The organism is Mesorhizobium sp. M0058, assembly GCF_040323095.1.
Lineage (GTDB): Bacteria > Pseudomonadota > Alphaproteobacteria > Rhizobiales > Rhizobiaceae > Mesorhizobium.
On the sequence record NZ_JAMYUQ010000020.1, the window covers coordinates 1 to 21,510 of the forward strand.

26 protein-coding genes and 1 pseudogene are annotated in these 21,510 nt (G+C 62.9%); 8 read left to right on the plus strand and 19 right to left on the minus strand.

Features of this window, described 5'->3' with window-relative positions; genetic code table 11:
- Both NKJ75_RS27740 and NKJ75_RS27745 read right to left on the minus strand, forming a co-directional pair.
- A partial coding sequence (locus NKJ75_RS27740) for a transposase (protein WP_352500425.1) occupies nucleotides 1-415 on the minus strand: 415 nt, incomplete at its 3' end.
- Nucleotides 416-653: 238 nt separating this feature from the next.
- A complete protein-coding gene (locus NKJ75_RS27745) occupies nucleotides 654-1,787 on the minus strand; it encodes a site-specific DNA-methyltransferase (RefSeq protein ID WP_023668392.1) in 1,134 nt (377 codons plus the stop codon).
- A gap of 187 nt (nucleotides 1,788-1,974) precedes the next feature.
- Between NKJ75_RS27745 and NKJ75_RS27750 the strand changes: the two genes are divergently transcribed.
- Nucleotides 1,975-2,661, plus strand: a complete 687-nt coding sequence (locus NKJ75_RS27750; RefSeq protein WP_023687164.1) for an HAD family hydrolase — start codon at nucleotides 1,975-1,977, stop codon at nucleotides 2,659-2,661.
- Nucleotides 2,662-2,666: 5 nt separating this feature from the next.
- Here NKJ75_RS27750 and NKJ75_RS27755 read toward each other — a convergent pair whose 3' ends face one another.
- The 7 genes and pseudogenes from NKJ75_RS27755 to NKJ75_RS27785 form a co-directional block, all read right to left on the minus strand.
- A complete protein-coding gene (locus NKJ75_RS27755) occupies nucleotides 2,667-3,098 on the minus strand; it encodes a DUF1801 domain-containing protein (RefSeq protein WP_023716122.1) in 432 nt (143 codons plus the stop codon).
- A 13-nt stretch (nucleotides 3,099-3,111) separates the two neighbouring features.
- A pseudogene (locus tag NKJ75_RS27760) lies at nucleotides 3,112-3,569 on the minus strand (DUF1801 domain-containing protein).
- 3 nt (nucleotides 3,570-3,572) lie between these two features.
- A complete protein-coding gene (locus NKJ75_RS27765; RefSeq protein WP_023668396.1) occupies nucleotides 3,573-3,794 on the minus strand; it encodes a hypothetical protein in 222 nt (73 codons plus the stop codon).
- Between the two features lie 25 nt (nucleotides 3,795-3,819).
- Complete coding sequence (locus NKJ75_RS27770; RefSeq protein ID WP_023716120.1) at nucleotides 3,820-4,212, minus strand: VOC family protein; 393 nt, start codon at nucleotides 4,210-4,212, stop codon at nucleotides 3,820-3,822.
- Nucleotides 4,213-4,269: 57 nt separating this feature from the next.
- Nucleotides 4,270-4,695 carry an SRPBCC family protein gene (locus tag NKJ75_RS27775; RefSeq protein ID WP_352500426.1) on the minus strand — a complete coding sequence of 142 codons (426 nt, stop codon included), beginning with the start codon at nucleotides 4,693-4,695 and terminating at the stop codon, nucleotides 4,270-4,272.
- The gene (locus tag NKJ75_RS27780; protein ID WP_023698528.1) at nucleotides 4,692-5,015 is read right to left on the minus strand and encodes an ArsR/SmtB family transcription factor; all 324 of its coding nucleotides are present in this window, start codon (nucleotides 5,013-5,015) and stop codon (nucleotides 4,692-4,694) included. The genes NKJ75_RS27775 and NKJ75_RS27780 overlap by 4 nt, the downstream gene beginning before the upstream one ends.
- 199 nt (nucleotides 5,016-5,214) lie before the next feature.
- Complete coding sequence (locus NKJ75_RS27785; protein ID WP_352500427.1) at nucleotides 5,215-5,946, minus strand: hypothetical protein; 732 nt, start codon at nucleotides 5,944-5,946, stop codon at nucleotides 5,215-5,217.
- A 126-nt stretch (nucleotides 5,947-6,072) separates the two neighbouring features.
- On the opposite strand from NKJ75_RS27785, the gene thrC reads away from it, so the two are divergent.
- From thrC to NKJ75_RS27805, 4 genes are read left to right on the plus strand one after another with little or no spacing between them, the layout of a single operon-like run.
- Nucleotides 6,073-7,470 carry a threonine synthase gene (gene thrC, locus NKJ75_RS27790; RefSeq protein ID WP_023709657.1) on the plus strand — a complete coding sequence of 466 codons (1,398 nt, stop codon included), beginning with the start codon at nucleotides 6,073-6,075 and terminating at the stop codon, nucleotides 7,468-7,470.
- Nucleotides 7,471-7,484: 14 nt separating this feature from the next.
- Nucleotides 7,485-8,777: a M16 family metallopeptidase gene (locus NKJ75_RS27795; RefSeq protein WP_352500428.1), complete on the plus strand. Its 1,293-nt coding sequence runs from the start codon at nucleotides 7,485-7,487 to the stop codon at nucleotides 8,775-8,777.
- Between the two features lie 14 nt (nucleotides 8,778-8,791).
- Nucleotides 8,792-9,388 (plus strand): GNAT family N-acetyltransferase, encoded by a 597-nt coding sequence (locus tag NKJ75_RS27800; protein ID WP_023668403.1) that lies wholly within the window; start codon nucleotides 8,792-8,794, stop codon nucleotides 9,386-9,388.
- A gap of 3 nt (nucleotides 9,389-9,391) precedes the next feature.
- Entirely contained in the window at nucleotides 9,392-12,280 is a 2,889-nt protein-coding gene (locus tag NKJ75_RS27805) for an EAL domain-containing protein (protein WP_023706671.1), read from the plus strand.
- Between the two features lie 196 nt (nucleotides 12,281-12,476).
- Here the strand turns inward: NKJ75_RS27805 and NKJ75_RS27810 are convergent, their stop codons facing one another.
- The gene (locus NKJ75_RS27810; protein WP_023668405.1) at nucleotides 12,477-13,085 is read right to left on the minus strand and encodes a YqgE/AlgH family protein; all 609 of its coding nucleotides are present in this window, start codon (nucleotides 13,083-13,085) and stop codon (nucleotides 12,477-12,479) included.
- Between the two features lie 215 nt (nucleotides 13,086-13,300).
- Between NKJ75_RS27810 and NKJ75_RS27815 the strand changes: the two genes are divergently transcribed.
- From NKJ75_RS27815 to NKJ75_RS27825, 3 genes are all read left to right on the plus strand, one after another.
- Nucleotides 13,301-14,107, plus strand: a complete 807-nt coding sequence (locus tag NKJ75_RS27815; RefSeq protein WP_023706670.1) for a protein-disulfide reductase DsbD domain-containing protein — start codon at nucleotides 13,301-13,303, stop codon at nucleotides 14,105-14,107.
- Between the two features lie 111 nt (nucleotides 14,108-14,218).
- Complete coding sequence (locus NKJ75_RS27820; protein ID WP_023698522.1) at nucleotides 14,219-14,701, plus strand: peroxiredoxin; 483 nt, start codon at nucleotides 14,219-14,221, stop codon at nucleotides 14,699-14,701.
- Between the two features lie 87 nt (nucleotides 14,702-14,788).
- Nucleotides 14,789-15,268 (plus strand): DUF2938 domain-containing protein, encoded by a 480-nt coding sequence (locus NKJ75_RS27825; protein ID WP_023732091.1) that lies wholly within the window; start codon nucleotides 14,789-14,791, stop codon nucleotides 15,266-15,268.
- A 72-nt stretch (nucleotides 15,269-15,340) separates the two neighbouring features.
- Here NKJ75_RS27825 and NKJ75_RS27830 read toward each other — a convergent pair whose 3' ends face one another.
- From NKJ75_RS27830 to NKJ75_RS27870, 9 genes are all read right to left on the minus strand, one after another.
- The gene (locus NKJ75_RS27830) at nucleotides 15,341-15,925 is read right to left on the minus strand and encodes a histidine phosphatase family protein (protein WP_352500429.1); all 585 of its coding nucleotides are present in this window, start codon (nucleotides 15,923-15,925) and stop codon (nucleotides 15,341-15,343) included.
- A gap of 29 nt (nucleotides 15,926-15,954) precedes the next feature.
- Nucleotides 15,955-16,491, minus strand: a complete 537-nt coding sequence (rnhA, locus tag NKJ75_RS27835; protein WP_352500430.1) for a ribonuclease HI — start codon at nucleotides 16,489-16,491, stop codon at nucleotides 15,955-15,957.
- A complete protein-coding gene (locus NKJ75_RS27840; RefSeq protein ID WP_023668411.1) occupies nucleotides 16,488-17,450 on the minus strand; it encodes a homoserine kinase in 963 nt (320 codons plus the stop codon). Before NKJ75_RS27840 ends, rnhA begins: the two co-directional genes overlap by 4 nt.
- A 7-nt stretch (nucleotides 17,451-17,457) precedes the next feature.
- A complete protein-coding gene (ispH, locus tag NKJ75_RS27845; RefSeq protein ID WP_023685425.1) occupies nucleotides 17,458-18,468 on the minus strand; it encodes a 4-hydroxy-3-methylbut-2-enyl diphosphate reductase in 1,011 nt (336 codons plus the stop codon).
- Between the two features lie 162 nt (nucleotides 18,469-18,630).
- Nucleotides 18,631-19,386 (minus strand): SURF1 family protein, encoded by a 756-nt coding sequence (locus NKJ75_RS27850; RefSeq protein WP_023685424.1) that lies wholly within the window; start codon nucleotides 19,384-19,386, stop codon nucleotides 18,631-18,633.
- Nucleotides 19,383-19,769, minus strand: a complete 387-nt coding sequence (locus NKJ75_RS27855) for a DUF983 domain-containing protein (protein ID WP_023685423.1) — start codon at nucleotides 19,767-19,769, stop codon at nucleotides 19,383-19,385. Before NKJ75_RS27855 ends, NKJ75_RS27850 begins: the two co-directional genes overlap by 4 nt.
- 13 nt (nucleotides 19,770-19,782) lie before the next feature.
- Entirely contained in the window at nucleotides 19,783-19,923 is a 141-nt protein-coding gene (locus NKJ75_RS27860) for a L,D-transpeptidase family protein (RefSeq protein WP_023668415.1), read from the minus strand.
- A gap of 77 nt (nucleotides 19,924-20,000) precedes the next feature.
- The gene (locus tag NKJ75_RS27865; protein WP_023668416.1) at nucleotides 20,001-20,882 is read right to left on the minus strand and encodes a cytochrome c oxidase subunit 3; all 882 of its coding nucleotides are present in this window, start codon (nucleotides 20,880-20,882) and stop codon (nucleotides 20,001-20,003) included.
- 1 nt (nucleotide 20,883) lies between these two features.
- A complete protein-coding gene (locus NKJ75_RS27870; RefSeq protein ID WP_023727487.1) occupies nucleotides 20,884-21,510 on the minus strand; it encodes a cytochrome c oxidase assembly protein in 627 nt (208 codons plus the stop codon).

Consider the following 21,510-nt stretch of genomic DNA (forward strand, 5'->3'; position numbering starts at 1 on the left):
TGATGGCCGAGATCGACGAGGCCGAGAAGGCATGGCCGCACAGTTCTTCCGTGATCGCCTTCACCTTGCGGGTCGACACGCCCTGGACATACATCTCCGCCAGCGTCGCCACCAAGGCCCGCTCGGAACGCTGGTAGCGCTCGAACAGCTCGGTGGAGAAGCGCCCGGCCCGGTCCTGCGGAACCCGCAGCTCGAGCTTGCCGACCCGCGTTACAAGGGTACGGCCGTAATAGCCCGAGCGATACCCAAGGCGCTCAGGCGTGCGTTCGCCCTTCGAAGCACCCAGCGCCTCCTCCATCTCGGCCTCGAGAACCTCCTGCATTACCGCACGGATCACTTCGTGCAGCCCCTCCGGGTTCGAAAGCAGAATGTCTTTGACGGCAGCGCTGGTCGATTTACCTTCTGTCTTGGTCATGGTGGCGTTCCTTCCAGGGAATCGGTGACGTTGAACATCACCAGCCTGCCATGACCGCCCCCTCTCAGCGAATTTGCAGAACTCTCAGCACACTACCTTGGCAGCCTCGCCGACGGCTCTTTCTTACAACGTTGAAGGTTGGCGAAAACAATGAAGCGCGCGATCTCCCCCCTCGTGGGGGAGATGGCCGGCAGGCCAGAGGGGGGCGCCGTAGGGCGCCGACCTTTATGTGGTAGCGTCAGGCCCCTGCCCGCTCCATGCCGAGCCTGGCGATGCGGCGCAGTTCGTCGATCGGGGTCAGGCCGCCCGAGCGCTCATAGTGCCAGAAGGTCCAGCCATTGCAGGCGTCCAGGCCCTGCACTTCGGCGCCGATCTTGTGGATCGAGCCGGCGCTGTCGCCGATCGCCACCGTGCCGTCGGCGCGTACCTTGGCCGACCAGCGCTTCTTGGCATCGTAAAGCGTGGCGCCGGGCTGCATAAGCCCGGTATCGATGAGGCTGACAAAGGCGACGCGCGGCTCGGCGCGCTTGCCGGTGAGCACGGTGAGATCGGCGGTTTCCAGCGGCCGCACGGCATCGATGCGCTCATTGGCGGCGTCGATATAGGCCTGCTCGCGCTCGATGCCGACGAAATGGCGGCCAAGCCGCTTGGCCACGGCGCCGGTTGTGCCGGATCCGAAGAACGGGTCGAGCACGATGTCGCCCGGCTTGGTCGAGGCCATCATGATGCGGGCGAGCAGCGCTTCCGGCTTCTGCGTCGGATGCAGCTTGTCGCCATTGTCGTTCTTCAGCCGCTCGCCGCCAGTGCAGATCGGGAACAGCCAGTCGGAGCGCATCTGGATGTCGTCGTTCGATGCCTTCATGGCTTCGTAATTGAAGGTATAGCCCTTGCCCTTCTGGTCGCGCGAAGCCCAGATCATGGTCTCATGCGCGTTCTGGAAGCGGCGACCGCGGAAATTAGGCATTGGGTTGGTCTTGCGCCAGACGACATCGTTGAGGATCCAGAAGCCGAGATCCTGCATCTTGGCGCCGACGCGGAAGATGTTGTGGTAGGAGCCGATGACCCAGATGGTGCCATTCGGCTTCAGCACGCGGCGTGCCGCCAGGAGCCAGGCGCGGGTGAAGGCGTCATAGGCCTCGAAACTCTCGAACTGGTCCCAGTCATCGTCGACGGCGTCGACCTTGGACTGGTCGGGCCGGTGCAAATCGCCGTCGAGCTGCAGATTGTAAGGCGGATCGGCGAAGATGACGTCGATGGATTTTTCCGGCAGCCGGTCGAGCGCGGCGACACAATCGCCCTTGAGGATCGTGTCCAGCCACTCGGATTGCTGGGGGGCGTGGGAGAGGTCGGCGAGAAGACGCACGGCAGACATTTTTACACCCAAGGCACGCGTTACTGTTTACTCCCCGTTATGGTTACCGATCAGCGTAAATATTCGGTGAAGGACGCAACGGTCCAGGCAGCCCTGACGTCGTCAATTTGCGCAGCCCGGCCCGTTGGTGTATGTCGCGCCGCTTGAGCCTTGCCGGGCCTCCATCACCCTCCTCGTTCGGATTGCCATGCCCCAGCCAGATCTTGTCATCTTCGATTGCGACGGCGTGCTCGTCGATTCCGAAATCATCGCAGCCCGCGTCGAGGCCGAATTGCTGACCTTGGCCGGATATGAAATTTCGGCTGAGGAATACGCCGAAACCTATGCCGGACTGACCTTCAAGGACATCATGATGCGGGTCGAGCAAAAATCCGCCATCCCGTTCCAGGCCTCGATGATCGACCGGGCCGAAGAGCTGGTCGACCGCAAACTGCGCAGCGACGTGCGCGCCATCGACGGCGTGCGCGAGGCGGTCGCCGCGGTCACCGCGCCGCGCTGCGTCTGCTCGAACTCACGCTTGGAGCGGATCGAGTTCATGCTCGAGAAAGTGGGCCTGCTGCCGTTCTTCGCCGGCCGGATTTTTTCAGCGCTGGAAGTACCAAGCAAGAAAACCAAGCCCGCGCCGGATGTGTTCCTGATCGCGGCGGAGCAACTCAACGCCAATCCGGCAAACACCTTCGTCATCGAGGATTCGGTGCACGGCGTCACCGGCGCCAGGGCCGCCGGCATGCGCGTGATCGGCTTCACCGGCGCCGCGCACAGCTATCCCGGCCATGCCGATGTGCTGACCGAAGCCGGAGCCGAAACCGTCATCCGCCGCTGGGCCGAACTGAAAAGTGTGATTGCCGCTCTGTCGGAGTGGTCGGACGCCTGAACCGATCAGTCCTTGGCTTTGGCCGACCTGGCCGGTTTCTTCTTAGCCCTGTTGTAGGCAATCGCGGCGCGGACGAGCGCTTTCAGCGCATCCGCATCGATCTCGTCGCCCTCCGACACATCGATGGCGCGCCACACCTTGCCGTTGAGCCCGTTGTTGAACAGCCTGTCGGGATCCGGCAGGCTGGCGCCGTGAGAAAAGGTCAGCTTCACCTTGTCCTTGTGAGCGTTGCCGACGGCGATCATGCCGTCGCGCGACCATACCGGGCTGCCCATCCACTTCCACTCCTCGGTGATTTCCGGGTCGGCGTCGAGGATGGTATTGCGCAGGCTGGCCAACGTCTTGCCCCGCCAATCGTCCAGCTCCCGGATTCGGGCATCTATCCGCTCGGAGGCGGAGGCGCCTCCCTCGTCCTTGCTCGACATGCTGATCTTCATGGTCTGCCTCCGTTCACATCTTCTCGCCGGGCAATCGGCTGGCCTGCTTCACCCAGGAGGCGAAGCGGGCTTCGTCGATCTCTTCGCCTTCATGGATGTCGAGATAGCGCACTTCCTTTTGCCTGGAACGCCGGGAGGCACAGGATCGAGCGACGTGCCGCGAAAGAAGGCGACTTTGACGTATCTGGTGAAGCAATGCAGGCTGAGGAACCAACCCTCGCCCTCGATGCCATAGAACGGTGAGTTCCACTTCACCGCCTTGTAGACGCCGGGGACGGCGCTGACGATAAGTGCGTCGATCCAGCGCCCGACATCGCTTTTCCAGCCCGGCATGGCAGCAATATATGCCTGCACCGGAGCGTCCCCATAGGCCTTCGGGATCTGCGGGTTGCCGCCCGAAAGCAGGACCGGCTTTTCCGGCTTGTCTGGGGCCGGTTTTGCGACCTTCGATTTTCCCGGCGCCTTGGCCATGTCCTACCCTTGCGCGCCCTGCTCGCCACGCGATCTCGCGACGTAAGGCAGCACGAACATATAGAGGCCGCTGAACAGCAGCAGGAATAGCGGCAGCAGCGGCGAATAGACCACCCAGGCCGGAGGTTGCCCGAACGCCATGGTGATGAAATTGGCTGCCACGGTCAGCGTGAAGATGATCGACAGCCAACGATGGGTTTGACGTATCCATTTGCTCAAGTTCATTGCAACTTCCTCTTGAAACCAGCGCCTACCAACGCGCCAGTTGGGTGATCTGGATGAGATTGCCGCAGCTGTCGTTGAGCTGGGCGATAGTCGAGCCGGTCACTTCTGTCGGCGCCATGGCGAACGCACCGCCGCGTCCCTTGATGCGCTCGTAATCACCCTTGACGTCGTCGGTGAACAGCATGAGCGCGGGCTGCCCCTGCTTGAAGATGGCCTGCTGGTAGGCCTTGGCGGCCGGGTTGTCGTTGAGCGCCAGCTGTAGCTCGGCTCCCTCGGGCTCATCGGGTGAGATGACGGTCAGCCAACGAAAAGGCCCATTGCTGAAGTCGACCTTCACGGCAAAGCCCAGCACGTCGGTGTAGAAGCGCAGTGCGTTGTCCTGGTTGTCCACATAGACGCTGGTCAGCTTGATCTTCATCGATTTCCTCCTTTTTGCATTCGGTGCCCCGCGATCAGGGCATGGTACCGGCAGGCTTCAATCCGGCTTCGCCAGGACCTGCTCCAGCTTGGTGAGGAATTGCTGCCACCCGGCCCTGGCGCCGCCATAGGCCTGCTTCTGGCTCGGATGGAAGCCCGACTGCTCGACGCGCAGATGGGTTCCCGAGCTCGTGGGTGTGAGCGTGAACGTCACCACGCTCTTCAGATTGTAGGCGGCATCCTCATGCGCAAAATCCCAGCTGTAGGACAGCGTCCTGTTTTGCTCGATGGCCAGCACCTCGCAGTCGAGCACGCCGCCCCAGTCGCCGCGAAGATTGAAGCTGTGGCCGACGACAGGCTTGAAATCGTTCTTCATGAGCCATTTCTCCATCAGATGCGGCTGCGTCAACGCGCGCCAGATCTTCTCCGCCGGCCAGGATATTTCACGTTCGACGACGACGGTGCGCAGCTCGGGATTGCTCACTGGTCCATCCTTTTCAGCAGGTTCTCGAGATCATCGAAGCGGCTCTCCCAGAATCCTGTCATTTGAACTGTCCAGTTGGTCAGCGGACCAAGTGCCTCGGGCTGCGCGCTGTAGTGGGTCTGGCGTCCGGCGTGGCGGTCACGCACCAGGCCGGCCAGCTTCAGGACGCCGAGATGCTTCGACACCGCCGGTTGCGAGACCCCGGACTGCGCCGTCAGCGCCCCCACGGTCTGCTCACCTTGGCGGCACAAGCGCTCGAAGATGGCCCGCCGGGTCGGGTCGGCAAGCGTTCTGAACAAAGTATCGTGGGCGTCCGGCATCGGGATCAATAACCTGCGAGCTATTGATTGACGTATAACCGTCGGGATATGGATGAGTCAAGTGCGCTGGCGGAATGGATCGAGATTAAAGCGCAGACGCGACCTGCCGCAGGCGCACGCCTGCAGGATTACGATCGGATCGTTTGGATCTTTCAAAGAGTTGACCGGCACCGTCGCAGCAGCGACGGCGCCCAGGCGCTTAGTTCGTCGCCGGAGCGCGCTTCTTTTTCTTGCCGGACTTCTTGTCCACCGCCGCCGGCGCGGTGTCGTCATAGCCGGCATAGACAGTGTAATCCCGGGCGGAGGGTTCGGGCACGACGACGTTGGGATCGGTGAACACGAACTGGGTGGCGGTCGAGGGATCGCTGACCTGGATCTGATAGGGGTGAATTTGCGAATAAAGCACGTCGGGGCCGTGCATGACGGCAATGCGGATCGGCATGGTGATGGTGCCGGGGGCGAACAGCGGTCCCGGCACGATCTTGCCGGCAACGCCAACCTTCATCGTCAACTGGCCGTTGGCACGGCTGCAATCGCGGCTCACATCGCTGATCGAGGCCTGGTAGATGATCTTGGCCGGATCCTTGTTCGGATCGACGATGGAGCCGTCAGGCGCCGTCTGCGCGGCGGCAGCGGCCTCGGCATCCTGTGCCGCATCAGCCTTTTTCTTTCTCGGCTGCGGCGCGCCCTTGGCGTAGGTATTGAAGTAGGCGGTGCCATCGCGCACCGTCACTTTCGGGCAGTAGGCCTGCAACTGGCTGGCGAGAACCTTGGGATCCTGCGGCGGTATTGGCGCATTCGGGTCGGTCTTCTTGCCGAAACCGAGATTGAGGATGCCATTGTCGCTCGATTGGCAACCGGCGGCGGCAAGCATAAAGCCGGTGAGCGCCAGACCCGCGACAAAGCGACGGTTGAACTTGTGAAACGCCATGAAACTGCACTTCCCTCTCGCAAAGTTGGTGACGTATAGCAACGCCACGGCAAAAATGCGACTGAGCCGGCTCGGAAAATTAACCAATTGCCGTGGATGAACCGGCGGCAGCAATGGACCTTGACGATGCGCTATGTGAGTACCCGCGGGGATGCACCCGTGCTTGGATTTGCCGACGCGGTGCTGGCGGGGCTGGCCCGCGACGGCGGGCTTTATGTGCCGCAGACATGGCCGCAGTTTTCGGCAGCCGAGATCCGCGCCATGCGCGGCCTGCCCTATGCGGACCTCGCCATCCGCGTGCTGACGCCGTTCCTCGGCGGCGAGATCGCCGCACCCGTCTTCGAGCGCCTGGTGCGAGAAGCCTATGCCACCTTCCGCCACCAGGCCGTCTGCCCGCTGGTGCAGACCGGCGCCAACACGTTCATCCTTGAACTCTTCCACGGTCCGACGCTGGCCTTCAAGGACGTTGCCATGCAGCTGCTTGCCCGGCTGATGGACCATGTACTGACTGAGCGCGGCCAGCGCGCAACCATCGTCGGCGCGACCTCGGGTGACACTGGTGGCGCCGCCATCGATGCCTTCGCCGGCCGCGACCGAACTGACATTTTCGTGATGTTTCCGCATGGCCGCGTCTCGCCGGTGCAGCAGCGGCAGATGACGACATCGACGGCCACCAACGTCCAGGCGCTGGCCATCGAAGGCAATTTCGACGATTGCCAGGGCCTGCTGAAGGATATGTTCAACGATCATGGTTTTCGTGATCGCGTGTCGCTGTCGGGCGTCAATTCGATCAACTGGGCCCGCATCATGGCCCAGATCGTCTATTATTTTTCCTCGGCGCTTTCGCTCGGCGCGCCGGACAGGCCGGTCTCCTTTACCGTGCCGACCGGCAATTTCGGCGATATTTTCGCCGGTTACGCCGCCAAGAAGATGGGCCTGCCGATCGAGCGGCTGATCGTCGCCACCAACGACAACGACATATTGGCGCGCACTTTCGCGACCGGTGAATACCGCACCAAGGGTGTGTTTGCGACGACGTCGCCATCGATGGACATCCAGGTATCGTCGAACTTCGAGCGACTGCTGTTCGAGGCCTGCGACCGTAACGCAGAGACGGTGCGGCGTTACATGGCCGGCCTCAAGCAATCCGGCGCCTTCACCATCGAAACCGCAGAAATCGACCGGATGCGGTCCGAATTCGACGCCGGACGCGCTGATATGGACGAGGTTGCCGCCACCATCCGTTCAACGCTCGAATCCAGCAATTATCTGCTCGATCCGCACACGGCCGCGGCCGTGCATGTCGCCGCCGGCAAGGCTGACGGTGCAGTGCCGATGGTGGTGCTGGGCACGGCGCACCCGGCCAAGTTCCCGGCCGCGGTCGAAGCCGCCTGCGGCGTGTCGCCGGCCCTGCCCGCATGGCTGGGGTCCTTGATGTCAGCCGACGAAAAGTACACGGTACTTCCATCCGACCTGAAAATGGTGGAAGATTACGTGAGCCGCCACTCAAGGGCAGCGCGTTAGGGAGTACTTGCCATATGGGTGTTGAGGTAAGCCGTCTGTCGAACGGCCTGACAGTCGCCACCGAAACCCTTCCAAGCCTCGAATCCGTTGCCCTTGGCGCCTGGGTCAAGTCCGGCGCCCGCAATGAGCGTGACGACGAGCACGGAATGGCCCATCTGCTCGAGCATATGGCCTTCAAGGGTACGAAAAGGCGGACGGCCTTCGAGATCGCCTCGGAAATCGAGGATGTCGGCGGCGAGATCAATGCCGCCACATCAGTCGAGACGACGTCCTATTACGCCAGGGTGCTGTCCGACGATGTGCCGCTGGCGGTGGATATCCTTGCCGATATCCTGCAGGAGTCCGAATTCGACCCAGAGGAACTGGAGCGCGAGCAGCATGTGATCCTGCAGGAGATCGGCGCCGCGCACGACACGCCCGACGACATCGTCTTCGACCGTTTCACCGAGACCGCCTTCCGCCACCAGACGATCGGCCGCTCGATCCTCGGCACGCCGGAAACCGTCAAATCCTTCACCTCCAAACAGCTGCATGATTTCATCGAGCGCCAGTATGGCGCCGAGAAGATGGTGATCGTGGCGGCAGGCGACATCAAGCACGACAATTTCGTGTGCGAGGTCGAAAAGCAGCTCGGCGGTTTCCGCAGCAAGTCCGACAGCACGATGCCGCAATATGCGCAGTATGTCGGCGGCGATTTCCGCGAGGATCGCGACCTGATGGACGCGCAGATCGTGCTCGGCTTCGAAGGCCGAGCCTATCATGTGCGCGATTTCTACGCTTCGCAGGTGCTGTCGATGATCCTCGGCGGCGGCATGTCGTCCCGGCTGTTCCAGGAGGTCCGCGAAAAGCGTGGCCTGTGCTATTCGGTCTATGCCTTCCACTGGGGTTTTTCCGATACCGGCATCTTCGGCGTTCATGCCGCGACCGGGCAGAGCGACATTGCCGAACTGGTGCCGGTCATTATCGACGAGCTGCAGAAGGCCGGCGAGAATATCCTTCAGGAAGAGCTCGACCGCGCCCGCGCGCAATATCGCGCCGGCCTGATCATGTCGGCTGAAAGCCCGGCCAGCCGCGCCTCGCAGATCGCCAGGCAGCTGCTTCTGTTCGGTCGGCCGATCGCCAAGGAGGAATTGATGGAACGGCTGTCGGCGCTGACCGTCGAGCGGCTGACCGACCTTTCGTCCCGGCTGTTTTCGACCAAGCCGACGCTGACCGCGGTTGGACCGGTGGGTACGCTCGCGCCCTATGAGGCGATTCTCGATTCGCTTGCGGGCACGCACACCACGGCCCGCAAGCTCGCCGTCTAAGCCTTCAAGCGCCGGTGTTCGCGCTCCCTTTCTTTCGCCGTGACCTGCCGGCACTGAAAGGCGACCGGGTCATGCTGCGCGTGCCCTACACCAACGACTATCGCGAATGGTCAGCGGTGCGCGGCGAAAGCCGTGCCTTCCTCGAACCGTGGGAGCCGCGCTGGACGCCCGATGAACTCGACCGCACCGCCTGGCGGCTGCGCATCGGCCGCTACCGCGAAGACTATGCGCAGGGGACAGCCATCGCCTTCTTCATCTTCGAGAAGGCGAGCGGCAAGCTTGCCGGCGGCATTACGCTCGGCAATATCCGCCACGGCGTCTCGCAAAGCGGCCATGTCGGGTACTGGATCGGGGAGCGGTTTGGCGGCCGCGGCCTGATGACCGACGCGGTCAAGGTGGTCTGCCGCTTCGCCTTCGATACGCTGAGGTTGCACCGGATCGAAGCTGCCTGTATTCCCGACAATGTCCGGTCGATCCGCGTGCTTGAAAAAGCCGGATTCCGGCGCGAAGGACTTCTGCGATCCTACCTCAGGATCAACGGCATCTGGCAGGACCACTACCTCTACGCCCGGATCGCGGACGATCCGCCGGGCGCTGGAACGAAGGACTGATTTTTGACGAATTTCCTGCGAAACGGGTCGCTGTTGGCCTTTGTTCTGGCGGTTGTCGTCACGCTTTGCGCGGCGCTCCCGGCCTTCGCCGTCGAACCAATCAAGATTGCCCGCGACGATGTCGCGCTCGACCTGTCGCGCGCCGTCCAGATCTACGTCAATCAGGGCGAAAACTTCCAGGTGTCGACCGCGCCCGGTCCCGACGGCATCGTCCGGCGCATCGAGGTCGAGGCCAATGACGCGCGCTCGAGCGGCGACTGGGCGGTGTTCGCGCTCGCCAACACCACCGACCAGCAGCTCGACCGGCTGATCGTGGCGCCGCATTTCCGGCTGGTGAATTCCGGCATCTTCTGGCCCGATCTCGGCGCCACCCGCATCGCCGCGATCACCCCCAGCGAGGGCTTCGCGCTCGACCGCCAGTCAAGCTCCGACGCCGACGTGTTCCGGGTGACGCTGAACCCGGGAACGGTGATCACCTTCATCGCCGAACTCGCCTCGCCGAAGCTGCCGCAGGTCTATCTATGGGAGCCGGAAGCCTACAAGGACTCGGTCAATTCCTATACGCTGTTCCGCGGCATCGTCATCGGCATCGCCGGGCTGCTGGCGCTCTTCCTGACCATCCTTTTCGTCGTCAAGGGAACCTCGATGTTTCCGGCGACAGCCGCACTTGCGTGGGCGGTACTTGCCTATATCTGCGTCGATTTCGGCTTTCTAAACAAGATCATAGAGATATCGCCCGGGAACGAGCAGATGTGGCGGGCGGGAACGGAGGTGGCGCTTGCGGCGACCTTCGTGGTGTTCCTGTTCGCCTATCTCAACCTCAACCGGTGGCACGGCCATTTCAGCTATGGCGCGCTGGTCTGGATCCTCGGTCTGGTGCTGATTGCGGGTGTGGCCATCATCGATCCGGCCGTCGCCGCCGGTATTGCCCGGCTGTCCTTTGCCGCCACCGCGCTGACCGGGCTCGGCCTCATCATCCTGCTCGGTCTTCGTGGTTACGACCGTGCGATCATGCTGGTGCCCAGTTGGGTGATGGTGCTGCTATGGCTGTGCGGGTCGTGGATGGCGATCACCGGCATGCTCGACAACGACATCGCCCAGCCGGCATTGGGCGGCGGGCTGATCCTGATCATCCTTTTGATCGGCTTCACCGTCATGCAGCATGCCTTTGCCGGCGGCGCGCTGCATCAGGGCCTGTTCTCCGATCTTGAGCGCCAGGCGCTGGCCGTCGCCGGCTCCGGCGACACGGTGTGGGACTGGGACGTGCTGCGCGACCGCGTCGTCACCAAGCCCGACGTCAGCATCCAGCTTGGCCTGGCGCCCAACAGCCTGGGGGGTGCGGCCCGCAACTGGCTGCCGGTGCTGCATGCCGACGACCGCGACACGTTCCGCACCACCCTCGACGTGGTGCTCGAACATCGGCGCGGCCGGGTCTCGCAGAATTTCCGCCTGCGCGGCGCCGACGGGCACTACCACTGGTTCTTGCTTCGGGCGCGGCCGGTGATCGGCTCGGATGGCGAAGTGATTCGCTGCGTCGGCACCATGGTCGACGTTACCGAGCAGAAAAAGTCCGAGGAAAGGCTGCTGCACGATGCCGTTCACGACAATCTGACCGGCCTGCCCAACCGCGAACTTCTGATGAACCGGCTGGAAGCCATCATCTCGATCGCGCGCACCGAAGAGAAGGTGCGCCCCACCGTCTTCGTCATCGACATCGACCGTTTCAAGCAGGTCAATGACGGGCTTGGCATCTCGGCCGGCGACACCATCCTGCTCACCATTGCGCGCCGCTTGCACCGGCTGTTGAAACCTAAGGATTCGCTGTCGCGCTTTGCCGGTGACCAGTTCGCCCTGATGCTGCTCTCCGAACAGGAACCCTCCCGCATCGCGGCGGTGGCAGACGCCATCAAGCACGCCATCAACAACCCGATCACCTTCGCCAAGCGCGAGATCGTGCTGACTGCCTCGATCGGCCTGATCACCTGGACCTCGGCGCAGACTTCGGCAGAAGACATGGTCAAGGACGCCGAGCTTGCCATGCACCAGGCCAAGCGCTTCGGCGGCGACAGGATCGAGCCGTTCCGGCCGGCCTTCCGCACCGTCGGCACCGACCGGCTGCAATTCGAATCCGATCTGCGCCGCGCCATCGAGCGGCGCGAATTCACCCTTGCCTACCAGCCGATCGTGCGGCTGGAGGACGGCAGCATTGCCGGCTTCGAAGCGCTGCTGCGTTGGGACCATCCGCGCCGCGGCATGATCCCGCCGGGCGATTTCATCCCGGTCGCCGAAAGCTGTGGCCTGATCGTGCAGCTTGGGCTGTTTGCCATGCAGCAGGCGGCCGAAGACCTCGCCGGCTGGCAAAAGCAGATCGGCGACACCCCGCTGTCGGTGTCGGTCAATCTGTCCAGCCGCCAGCTGATCCGCCGCGACCTGGTCAGCGATGTCCGCTCGGTCATCGCCCGCGCCAATCTGAAGCCGCGCTGCTTCCGGCTCGAACTTACCGAATCGCTGGTCATGGACAATCCAGAGCAGACCTCGCATGTGCTGACCAAACTCAAGCAGCTCGGCATCGGCCTGTCGCTGGACGATTTCGGCACCGGCTATTCCTCGCTCGCCTATCTGACCCGCTTCCCCTTCGACACCATCAAGATCGACAAGAGCTTCGTCGACGACGCGACGCCGAAGCGGGCGGTGCTGCTCAAATCCATGGTCAACATGGCGCATGAACTCGGCCTGTCGGTGGTGGCCGAGGGCATTTCCGACGAAAGCGATGCGCTGGAATTGCGCCAGATGGGCTGCGAATATGTGCAAAGCTTCATGTTCGGCGCGCCGATGCCAGGCGACCAGGTGCTGAAGGCGTTGAAAGAACAGTACCCGATGACGCAGGCGTGATGGGTGAGGCATGCGTCGTGCAGGCGCGTGGTTACATTGGAATGAACCCCGAAAATTAGCTGAAGCGACCGCGCCTTCGTCATCCTAGGGCGAAGCAAGGAGCGCAGCGACGCGGCGCAGACCCTAGGATGACGAAAGTGGCGGGCGGCTTCGGCTAGTCGCGAAGGTTCGGCGGAACGTCGGCGAAGGCGAGGCTTCAGGCGTGCCCCGCGGCCAGGCTCAAATGCGCCAGATCAATCCCGATCGATGCCAGGATGCGGTCGTACTTCCGCTCGATGTCGGCGTCGAACAGCAGCTCCGGCGTGGCCGGACAGGTCAGCCAGCCATTCTCGGCGATCTCGGTTTCCAGCTGGCCGGCGCCCCAGCCGGAATAGCCGAGCGCCATCAAAGCGCGCCGCGGGCCGCGGCCGGACGAGATGGCGCGCAATATGTCGACCGTCGCGGTCAGGCAGATATCGTCGGAGACGGTGAGCGAGGATTCCACCCGGTAGTCGCCCGAGTGAAGGACGAAGCCGCGGCTGCGGTCCACCGGGCCGCCATTGCGCACCACGAAGTCGCGGGCCTGCGCAGGCAGCCTGATCGCCTCCTGTTCGTTCATGATGCCGAGCTGCACCAGAAGATCGGGAAACAGCATCTGTTGCGTCTGGTTGATGATCAGGCCCATGGCGCCTTCATCGCTGTGCGCACAGATGTAGATGACCGAGCGCGTGAAGCGATCGTCCTTCATGCCGGGCATGGCAATCAGAAACTGGTCGTCAAGAAAGCCGCGTCCACCGGCTGTCTTTTTGTGGCGCAACAAGTCCATGGACTGGAGCGTAACGCGTTTCCGGGACGCCGAAAAGATGCGCCGCGTGCGATTCGGCCAAAGCCCAACGGTTGGAACAACGGAATCTTGACTGCGAACTTCACTCGGCCGATTGCTTGAAGCCAACTGTTCCTTGCCCGAAGGTCACGCAAATATGATACGCAGAGCGCCATGAAAACATTGCGCGGCCATGAACTGACGATCAAATCAACGCCATGCAAAGCTTGAAAATCCTGCTGCTCGGTATTGCTATCGGATGCGGAGCAGTCCTGCCCGCCGCCGCCTCCTCGTCGGAATGGTACAACAGCGAAGGCGGCAAGGTGCGGCTGGTGACAACAGGCAAGGCCGACGAGGCCGGTCGCATACAGGGCGTGCTCGACATCGCGCTCAAGCCCGGCTGGAAAACTTATTGGCGCGATCCGGGCGACGCCGGCGTGCCGCCGCAGATCGACGTTTCGGCCAGCACCAACATCACCGATGCGGCGTTTTCCTTCCCGCCGCCGCAGCGCCATGACGACGGCTACGGCAAATGGGCCGGCTACAACCATCCGGTCTCGCTGCCGGTGACATTCACTTTGTCGTCGCCTGGGGATGCGGCCGTCATCGATGCCGACATCTTTCTCGGCATCTGCGAGACGATCTGTATTCCGGTGCAGACGCGGCTGAGCGTCGATCCCGCCGCCGATCCCGACAATGCCGAGGATGCGGCGCTGGTGAAGGCTGCACTCGCCACCTTGCCCGCGCCTGCCAAGCCCGATTTCGGGATCAAGGTGCTGCCGGGCGACCATGAGACGCTGATGGTCGAGGCGACTTTTCCCGGAGATCCGGAGGCGGCGGATTTATTCGTCGCCGGGGGACGCGATTATATGTTCGGGGCGCCTGCACGCAGCGAAAAGGACGGCCGGCTGGTATTTACCATTCCGATCCTCGACCGGCCGTCGACGACACCGACCGATGGCGGGTTGTATTACACCCTGACAAGTGCCGAAGGCGCGGTCGAGGGCGTTCTGCCGTTCCCCTGATACCGAACCCGATCAGGGCTTTCCCTTGATCCAGGCCTTGTCGGCGGTTGCGGGAGATGCCCGATTTCGCTATCGCAAGAAACCTTCCCTGCTTTTCACACGAGGACCATCATGACGATTGCCGTTGGCGACAAACTGCCCGATGCGACCTTCAAGGAAATGACCGCCGACGGCGCCAAGGTGATCACCTCGGCCGAGATTTTCGCGGGCAAGAAGGTCGTGCTGTTCGGCGTTCCAGGCGCCTTCACGCCGACCTGCAGCAACAATCATCTGCCGGGCTATCTCGAGAACCACGATGCCATCCTGGCCCGCGGCGTCGACACCATCGCCGTCGTCTCCGTCAACGATGTCCATGTCATGGGCGCCTGGGCCAATTTCACCGGCGGTCAAGGCAAGATCCTCTATCTCGCCGACGGCAATGGCGACTTCGCCAGGTCGATCGGCCTCGACTCCGACTATTCCAGCGGCGGCATGGGATTGCGCTCGAAGCGCTTCTCGATGATCGTCGACAACGGCAAGGTCACGGCGCTCAATGTCGAGACCAAGCCAGGAGTCGACACATCGGGTGCCGCTCACATTCTGAGCCAGCTCTAAACCGCGGCGGCCGCGTCGGCTCATGAGCGCCATGGCCTGACGACGACGCGCTTCCAGCCGGATTGCCTGCTTTGGGGGACATCGACGATGTTTGACATCATCTGGCGCAGCGTTGCGATCGGCATCGGCGCCACGGTGCTGATGGATCTTTGGGCGCTGTTCCTGCATCTGGCGCTCAGCCAGCCGCGGCCGAACTGGGGGCCGCCCGGCCGCTGGGTCTGGCACCTTAGGGAAGGCAAGGTTTTCCACGACGATATCGCCCATGCCGCACCCTATGCGCATGAGCAGGCGCTGGGCTGGGCCTTCCATTATGTCACCGGCATCGTCTACGGCTTCATCCTGGTGGCGCTGGCGGGCACGGCATGGCTGGACGCGCCGACCTTCCTGCCGGCCTTCATCCTCGGCATGGTCACCATCGGCGCCGGCTGGTTCCTGCTGGCGCCCGGCATGGGCGCCGGCTGGGCTGCGTCAAAGCGCCCCAACGCGATGCAGATCCGCGCCTTCAACGTGATCTCGCACACGGTGTTCGCGCTCGGCCTCTACGGCACGGCCCTGCTGATCCGCTGAGGACAGGTTCTATCCGCTGGTCGCCAGCGGCTTCATCGCGGCTACGGTATCGATGATCTCCTGACATCCGCTTTAGCGCGGCGCCAGACTGTCTATCGGCCGCCATCCGTGGACGACGCGGCGCGTGCCGACATCATAGGCGAAGTAATTGCCGCCGCCGGCCGGCTGATCCGCCGCGCGGCTGATTGCGCGGCCGCTGAGCGAGAGCAGCAAGAGCGTTCCGACGCCGCCATGGCCGACGAAGGCAATGTCGCCGCCGTCGGCAGCACCCAGCACCGTTTCGACCTCGCTGACAATGCGTTGCTGGGCGTCGATGGCCCGTTCCCAGCCGCGGATGCTTTTGTGCGGGTCGGCGAAGAACTGGTCGGCGACCGCCTCGAACTCCGGCGGCGGCAGGAAGCCGGTTGCCGACCGATCGTTCTCATGCATGCGCTCCTTCACCTCGACCGCGAGGCCGAGGTGTTTGCCAAGGATCTCGGCGGTTTCGATCGCCTTGCGCTCGGCCGACGAGACGACACGGCGGATCGATCCGACCCATGGCTGATCGAGCATAGCTGATGCTCGCGCTCGTCCGATCTCGGACAGCCCCCAGTGCGGCACGGGAACGTTGGCATCGATCTGAACCTGGGGATGGGTGATGTAGTATACGATCGGCATGAGTGAGATCCCCTGCCGATAGCTTGAGCTCAATAGCTTTGGGTCGAGCGCCGTGCCCGTGGCGCCGGCTGCTTCTCGGATGCCCCCGGCTTCAGCGCCACTTTCGGCGCCGCAGGTTTGGCTGAGCCCCTCTTGAACGGCGCCATGCCTTCCCTTGCGAGTTCGTCGGCGCGTTCGTTCTCGGTGTGGCCGGCATGGCCCTTGACCCAGTTCCAGGTCACCTTGTGGCGCCGATTGGCCTCATCCAGCGCCTGCCACAGTTCACCGTTCTTGACCGGCTTCTTGTCAGCGGTCCTCCAGCCGTTTTTCTTCCAGCCGTGGATCCATTTGGAGATACCGTCCATGACATATTTGCTGTCGGTGTGAAGCTCGACGGCGCACGGCTCCTTCAGCGCATTCAGCGCCGAGATGGCGGCCAGCAGCTCCATGCGGTTATTGGTCGTCTCGGCCTCGCCGCCCGACAATTCCCTGGTCTTGCCGTTGAAGCGCAGGATGGCGCCCCAGCCGCCGGGACCGGGATTGCCCGAGCAGGCGCCGTCGGTGAAGATTTCAACCTGCTTGGTCATGTCAGTCCGTATTCCGAAGGCGACCTGATCGCGCGGTGGAAGCGCATGCGGCGGATATATTCGGTCGGATCGCGCTTCATGACCAGCCCGCCCTCTGGAACCGTCAGCCAGTCATAGAGCCGGGTCAGCATGAAGCGCAGCGCCGAACCGCGCGAAAGCATCGGCAGCGCTGCTTTCTCGCCATCGCTCAAAGGCCGCACGCTCTGATAGCCGGCCAGCAGCGCCGTGCCTTTGGTCAGGTTGAAGGAGAAATCCTTCTCGAAACACCAGGCGTTGAGACAGGTGGCGACATCATAGGCGTAGAGGTCGTGGCAGGCGAAATAGAAGTCGATGAGGCCGGACAGTTTCTCGCCGAGGAAGAAGACATTGTCGGGAAACAGATCGGCATGGATGATGCCGGCAGGAAGGCCCTGCGGCCAATGGCGTTCGAAATCCGCGAAATCGGCGTCGACCTCGGCCGCCAGTCCCGGCTCGACCTCGTCGGCTCGGTCGCGCGAGGCGTTCCACAATTTGCGCCAGCCCTCGATGGCCAGTGCGTTGTCACGCGTCATCGCAAAATCCTGGCCGGCGAGATGCAGGGCGGCGAGCGCCTTGCCGACCTCCGCGCAATGCGCCGCTGTCGGCCGCCGGAGCGACAGGCCTTCGAGGAAGGTGATGATGACCGCGGGACGGCCGGCCAGCGTGCCGATGACGGTGCCGTCATGCGCGGTCACCGGCAACGGGCAGGAAATGCCTTTGCGGGCGAGATGGCCCATCAGGCCGAGGAAGAACGGCAGGTCGGCCTTGTCGACGCGCTTCTCGTAGAGCGTCAGTATGTAAGAGCCGCTTGAGGTGTGCAGCAGGAAATTCGAATTCTCCGTGCCTTCGGCGATACCCTTGTAGGACAAGAGTTCGCCGACCGGATATGCCCTCAGGAACGCGCCGAGTTCGCCCTCATTGACGTCGGTGTAGACCGCCATGGGCTGTTCACGCGGCTCCGTTGACGAAGGCCATGTCGGCCCGTGTCAGTTCGACATCGCGCAGAACCCGCATGACTGGAAAATCCTCCGTTTCGGTGGCCGTGATCGCCAGGTCGATGGTCACCTCGAAGCGCTGGCGGAAGGCGTCGATGATCTCGTCGACGATGATCTCCGGCGCCGACGCGCCGGCAGACAGGCCGAGCGTCGAGATATTTGTGATGTCATTCCACGGAATTTCGGCGGCGCGCTGTACGAGAAGCGACATGGTGGCGCCGGCGCGCTCCGCCACTTCGACAAGACGGCGCGAATTGGAGGAATTGGGCGCACCGACGATCAGATAGAGATCGGCGCCGGCGGCGGTTTCCTTGACCGCTTCCTGGCGGTTGGTGGTGGCGTAGCAGATCGATTCGGCGGCCGGTGCATGCAGTTGCGGGAAGCGCTCCTGCAGCACCCGCAATATGCCGGCAGTGTCTTCGACCGACAACGTTGTCTGGCTTACGAAGCCGAGCGCTTCCGGGTCGGCGGGGGCAAAGGTCCCAGCGTCGGCTTCGGTCTCGATCAGCGTGACGGCGCCTTCAGCCAGTTGGCCCATGGTGCCGATCACTTCGGGATGGCCGGCATGGCCGATCAGAAGCACATGGCGGCCGAGCCGCTGATGGCGCATCGCCTGCTTGTGCACCTTGGACACCAGCGGGCAGGTGGCGTCGAGATAGAAGAGCTCGCGTGCCTTGGCGTCGGCCGGCACCGATTTCGGCACGCCGTGGGCCGAGAAGACAACCGGCGACTTGCGGTGCTCGGCCGGGATTTCCGAGAGTTCCTCGATGAAAACCGCGCCAAGGCTTTGCAGGCCCTCGACGACATAGCGGTTGTGCACGATCTCGTGGCGGACATAGACCGGCGCGCCGTATTTCTTCAACGCCAGCACGACGATCTGGATGGCGCGGTCGACACCGGCGCAAAAGCCGCGCGGCTGGCAGAGCCGGATCGTCAGCGGTGGTTTTGTGGCGGTCTGCAGCATGATTCCAGATCGGTTGATCGTATCGTGACGCGAAATGAGGTGTGCACCCCTGCCCTGTCAAGGGCAGTTGAGATCAGGTTGAATGGTCAACCTGATCTAACTCTTTGTTGGAGCATGATCTTGTCCGAAACCGGTTCCCACTTTTCGGGGTGATGCTCTGGATCATTCAGTCTTTGCCGGACCGCGCAGCCTGACGATCAGAACCGCGGCAAGAGCCGCCGCCAGGCCATACCAGGTGAAGGCATATTGCAGATGAGAATTCGGCAGGTCGATGATGGTGACGCCGCCGACCGGCAGCCCGCCCGGGTTCGGCGTCTTGTCGGCGTCGATGAAGATCGGCACCAGCACGGCACCGGCCGGCAGGCCGGCACTCGCCGCCATGACATCACGATCCTTCCAATAGAAGATGTTCTTGGCCACGTCATTGTCGGGCAGCATCATCGACGGCTTGGCCGGCAGCGGGTTGCGCGCCAGGCCGGTGACCGTGACCTTGCCGGTCACCTGCCCTTGCGGGCGCTTGGCGGCATCCTTGACATCATAGGGAACGAAGCCGCGGTTGATCAGGACATAGCGGCCATCGTCGAGGGCCAGCGGGGTATAGACGTTGAAGCCGGCGTCGCCGTCCCATGTGGCGTAGAAATGCCGCTCGCCGGAGTGCAGGAACGTCCCGCTGACGGTGACCGGCGTGTAGTCGACATCACCGGTGGCGGCGAATTCCTTCTCGACGTCCGCCAGCGGCTGCGGCGCTGAATGGGTGCGCTGGTCGATGGTCTGCAGAAGGGCTTCCTTCCAGTACAGGCGCTGCACCTGCCATGTGCCAAGCCCGAGCAGGATGACGAACACCACCAGGCCGAGGCCGAGCAGCAATGCCGTCTTCGGCCGCGAGCGGCCGGCGGGCTTGGTCAGCGCCTCGCTCATTGCCCTTGGTCCAGGCGGCCTTCGGCCGCCTTGTTGGCGTATTGAAGCGTCAGCAGCACCCCCTTGATCAACCTCAGCGCCGTCAGGCACAGTCCCACGGCCAGCGGTATCCAGATGATGAAATGCAGCCAGAGCGGCGGGCTCAGCGTGACCTCCACCCACAGCGCCAGCCCCACGACGATGAAGCCGATGATCAGGATGACGAACACCGCCGGGCCGTCGCCGGCATCGGCGTAGGAATAGTCGAGGCCGCAATTGTTGCAGCGCTTGCCGACGGTGAGGAAGCCGGAAAACAGCCGTCCTTCGCCGCAGCGCGGGCAGCGTCCGTGCAGGCCGGCCGAGATCGGCTCGATGGGTGGCCAGATCGCCCTGTCTTCACTCATGGATAGTCATGCTTTACGGCTCGATTTCGATCAGCGTTCCATCCGGCACCATAGTCCAGATTTCGTCCATGTCGCAGTCGGTAACCCCAATGCAGCCATCGGTCCAGTCGACCAATTGAAGCAGCCAGCCCGACCAGCCGAATCCGTTGGCCATTGATGGGGCGCCGAAAAGAAGAAAGGCGACCGCGTTGCCGCGACCGCCCTTCTGATTTGTCGGTTCGGTGAAAGCCGTCAGTGGCCTTCGATCACCGCGCCGACCGATCCCCAGACGTAGATCGATGCGAACAGGAACAGCCAGACCACGTCGACGAAGTGCCAGTACCAGGCAGCCGCCTCGAAGCCGAAATGCTGCTTGGGCGTGAAGTCGCCTTTCCAGGCGCGGATCAGGCAGACCAGCAGGAAGATGGTGCCGATGATGACGTGGAAGCCATGGAAGCCGGTCGCCATGAAGAAGGTGGCGCCGTAGATGGAATCCTTGAAGCCGAACGGAGCGTGCATGTACTCGTAGGCCTGCACCATGGTGAACAGCATGCCGAGGCCGACGGTCAGCACCAGGCCGTTGATCAGGCCCTTGCGGTCGCCATGGATGAGCGAATGGTGCGCCCATGTCACCGTGGTGCCCGACAGAAGCAGGATGATGGTGTTGTAGAGCGGCAGATGGAAGGGATCGAGGACTTCGAGACCCTTCGGCGGCCAGACGCCGCCAGTGAAAGCGGTGCGGGCGTAATTCTGCACTTCGCTCGGAAACAGGCTGGCATCGAAATAGGCCCAGAACCAGGCAACGAAGAACATCACTTCCGAAGCGATGAACATGATCATGCCGTAGCGCAGATGCAGCGACACGACGCGCGTGTGGTGGCCCTCATGCGCTTCCTTGATGGTGTCCGACCACCAGGCAAACATCGTGTAGAGGACGATGACCAGGCCGATGAAGAACAGCCACGGATTGGCGATGTTGTGGCCGAAAATCGGAAAATCGCCGTTCTTGAGATACTGCATCAGGGCGACGCCGCCGACTGCAGTCACCAGCGCGCCGATCGACCCCAGGAAGGGCCACGGGCTCGGGTTGACGAGATGGTAGTCGTGTTGTGGTTTTGCGTGCGCGTCTGCCATATCAACCCCCGAGATTTGCTTCGGTATCTGAAACTTTGCTGCTGCTGTTCGGCGTCGATGACGCCACCGGCTTGTTCTTTTGGACCGGGAACATGGTGTAGGACAGGGTGATCGTCTTCAAGTCCTTCAGTTCCGGCACGTTGACGATATCGGGATCCACATAGAACACGACCGGCATGTCCAGCGTCTCGCCGGGCTTCAGCGTCGTGTCGGTGAAGCAGAAACACTCGACCTTGTTGAAGTAGGGGCCCGCCAGTTCCGGCTGCACGTTGAAGGTGGCGCGGCCGGTAACGGCGCGGTCGAACTTATTGGTGGCGCTGTAATGCGCCTGCGTGGTCTCGCCGATCTTGATGGTGACCGAACGGGCGACCGGCTGGAACTGCCAGGGAATGCCGTTGGTGTTGGCGTCGAAGCGCACGGTGATGTCGCGGTCGAGGATGCGGCCGGCATATTGCTTTTCGGCGCGCTGCGTCGTGCCGCCATAGCCGGTGGCCTGGCAGAACATCTTGTAGAGCGGCACCGCGGCGTAGGCCATGCCGATCATGCCGCCGAAGAAGGCGACGCAGACGGCGGCGACGACGCGGTTGGTGTTCTTCTTCCTGGGATCGGTCACGGTCTGGCGGGTCAT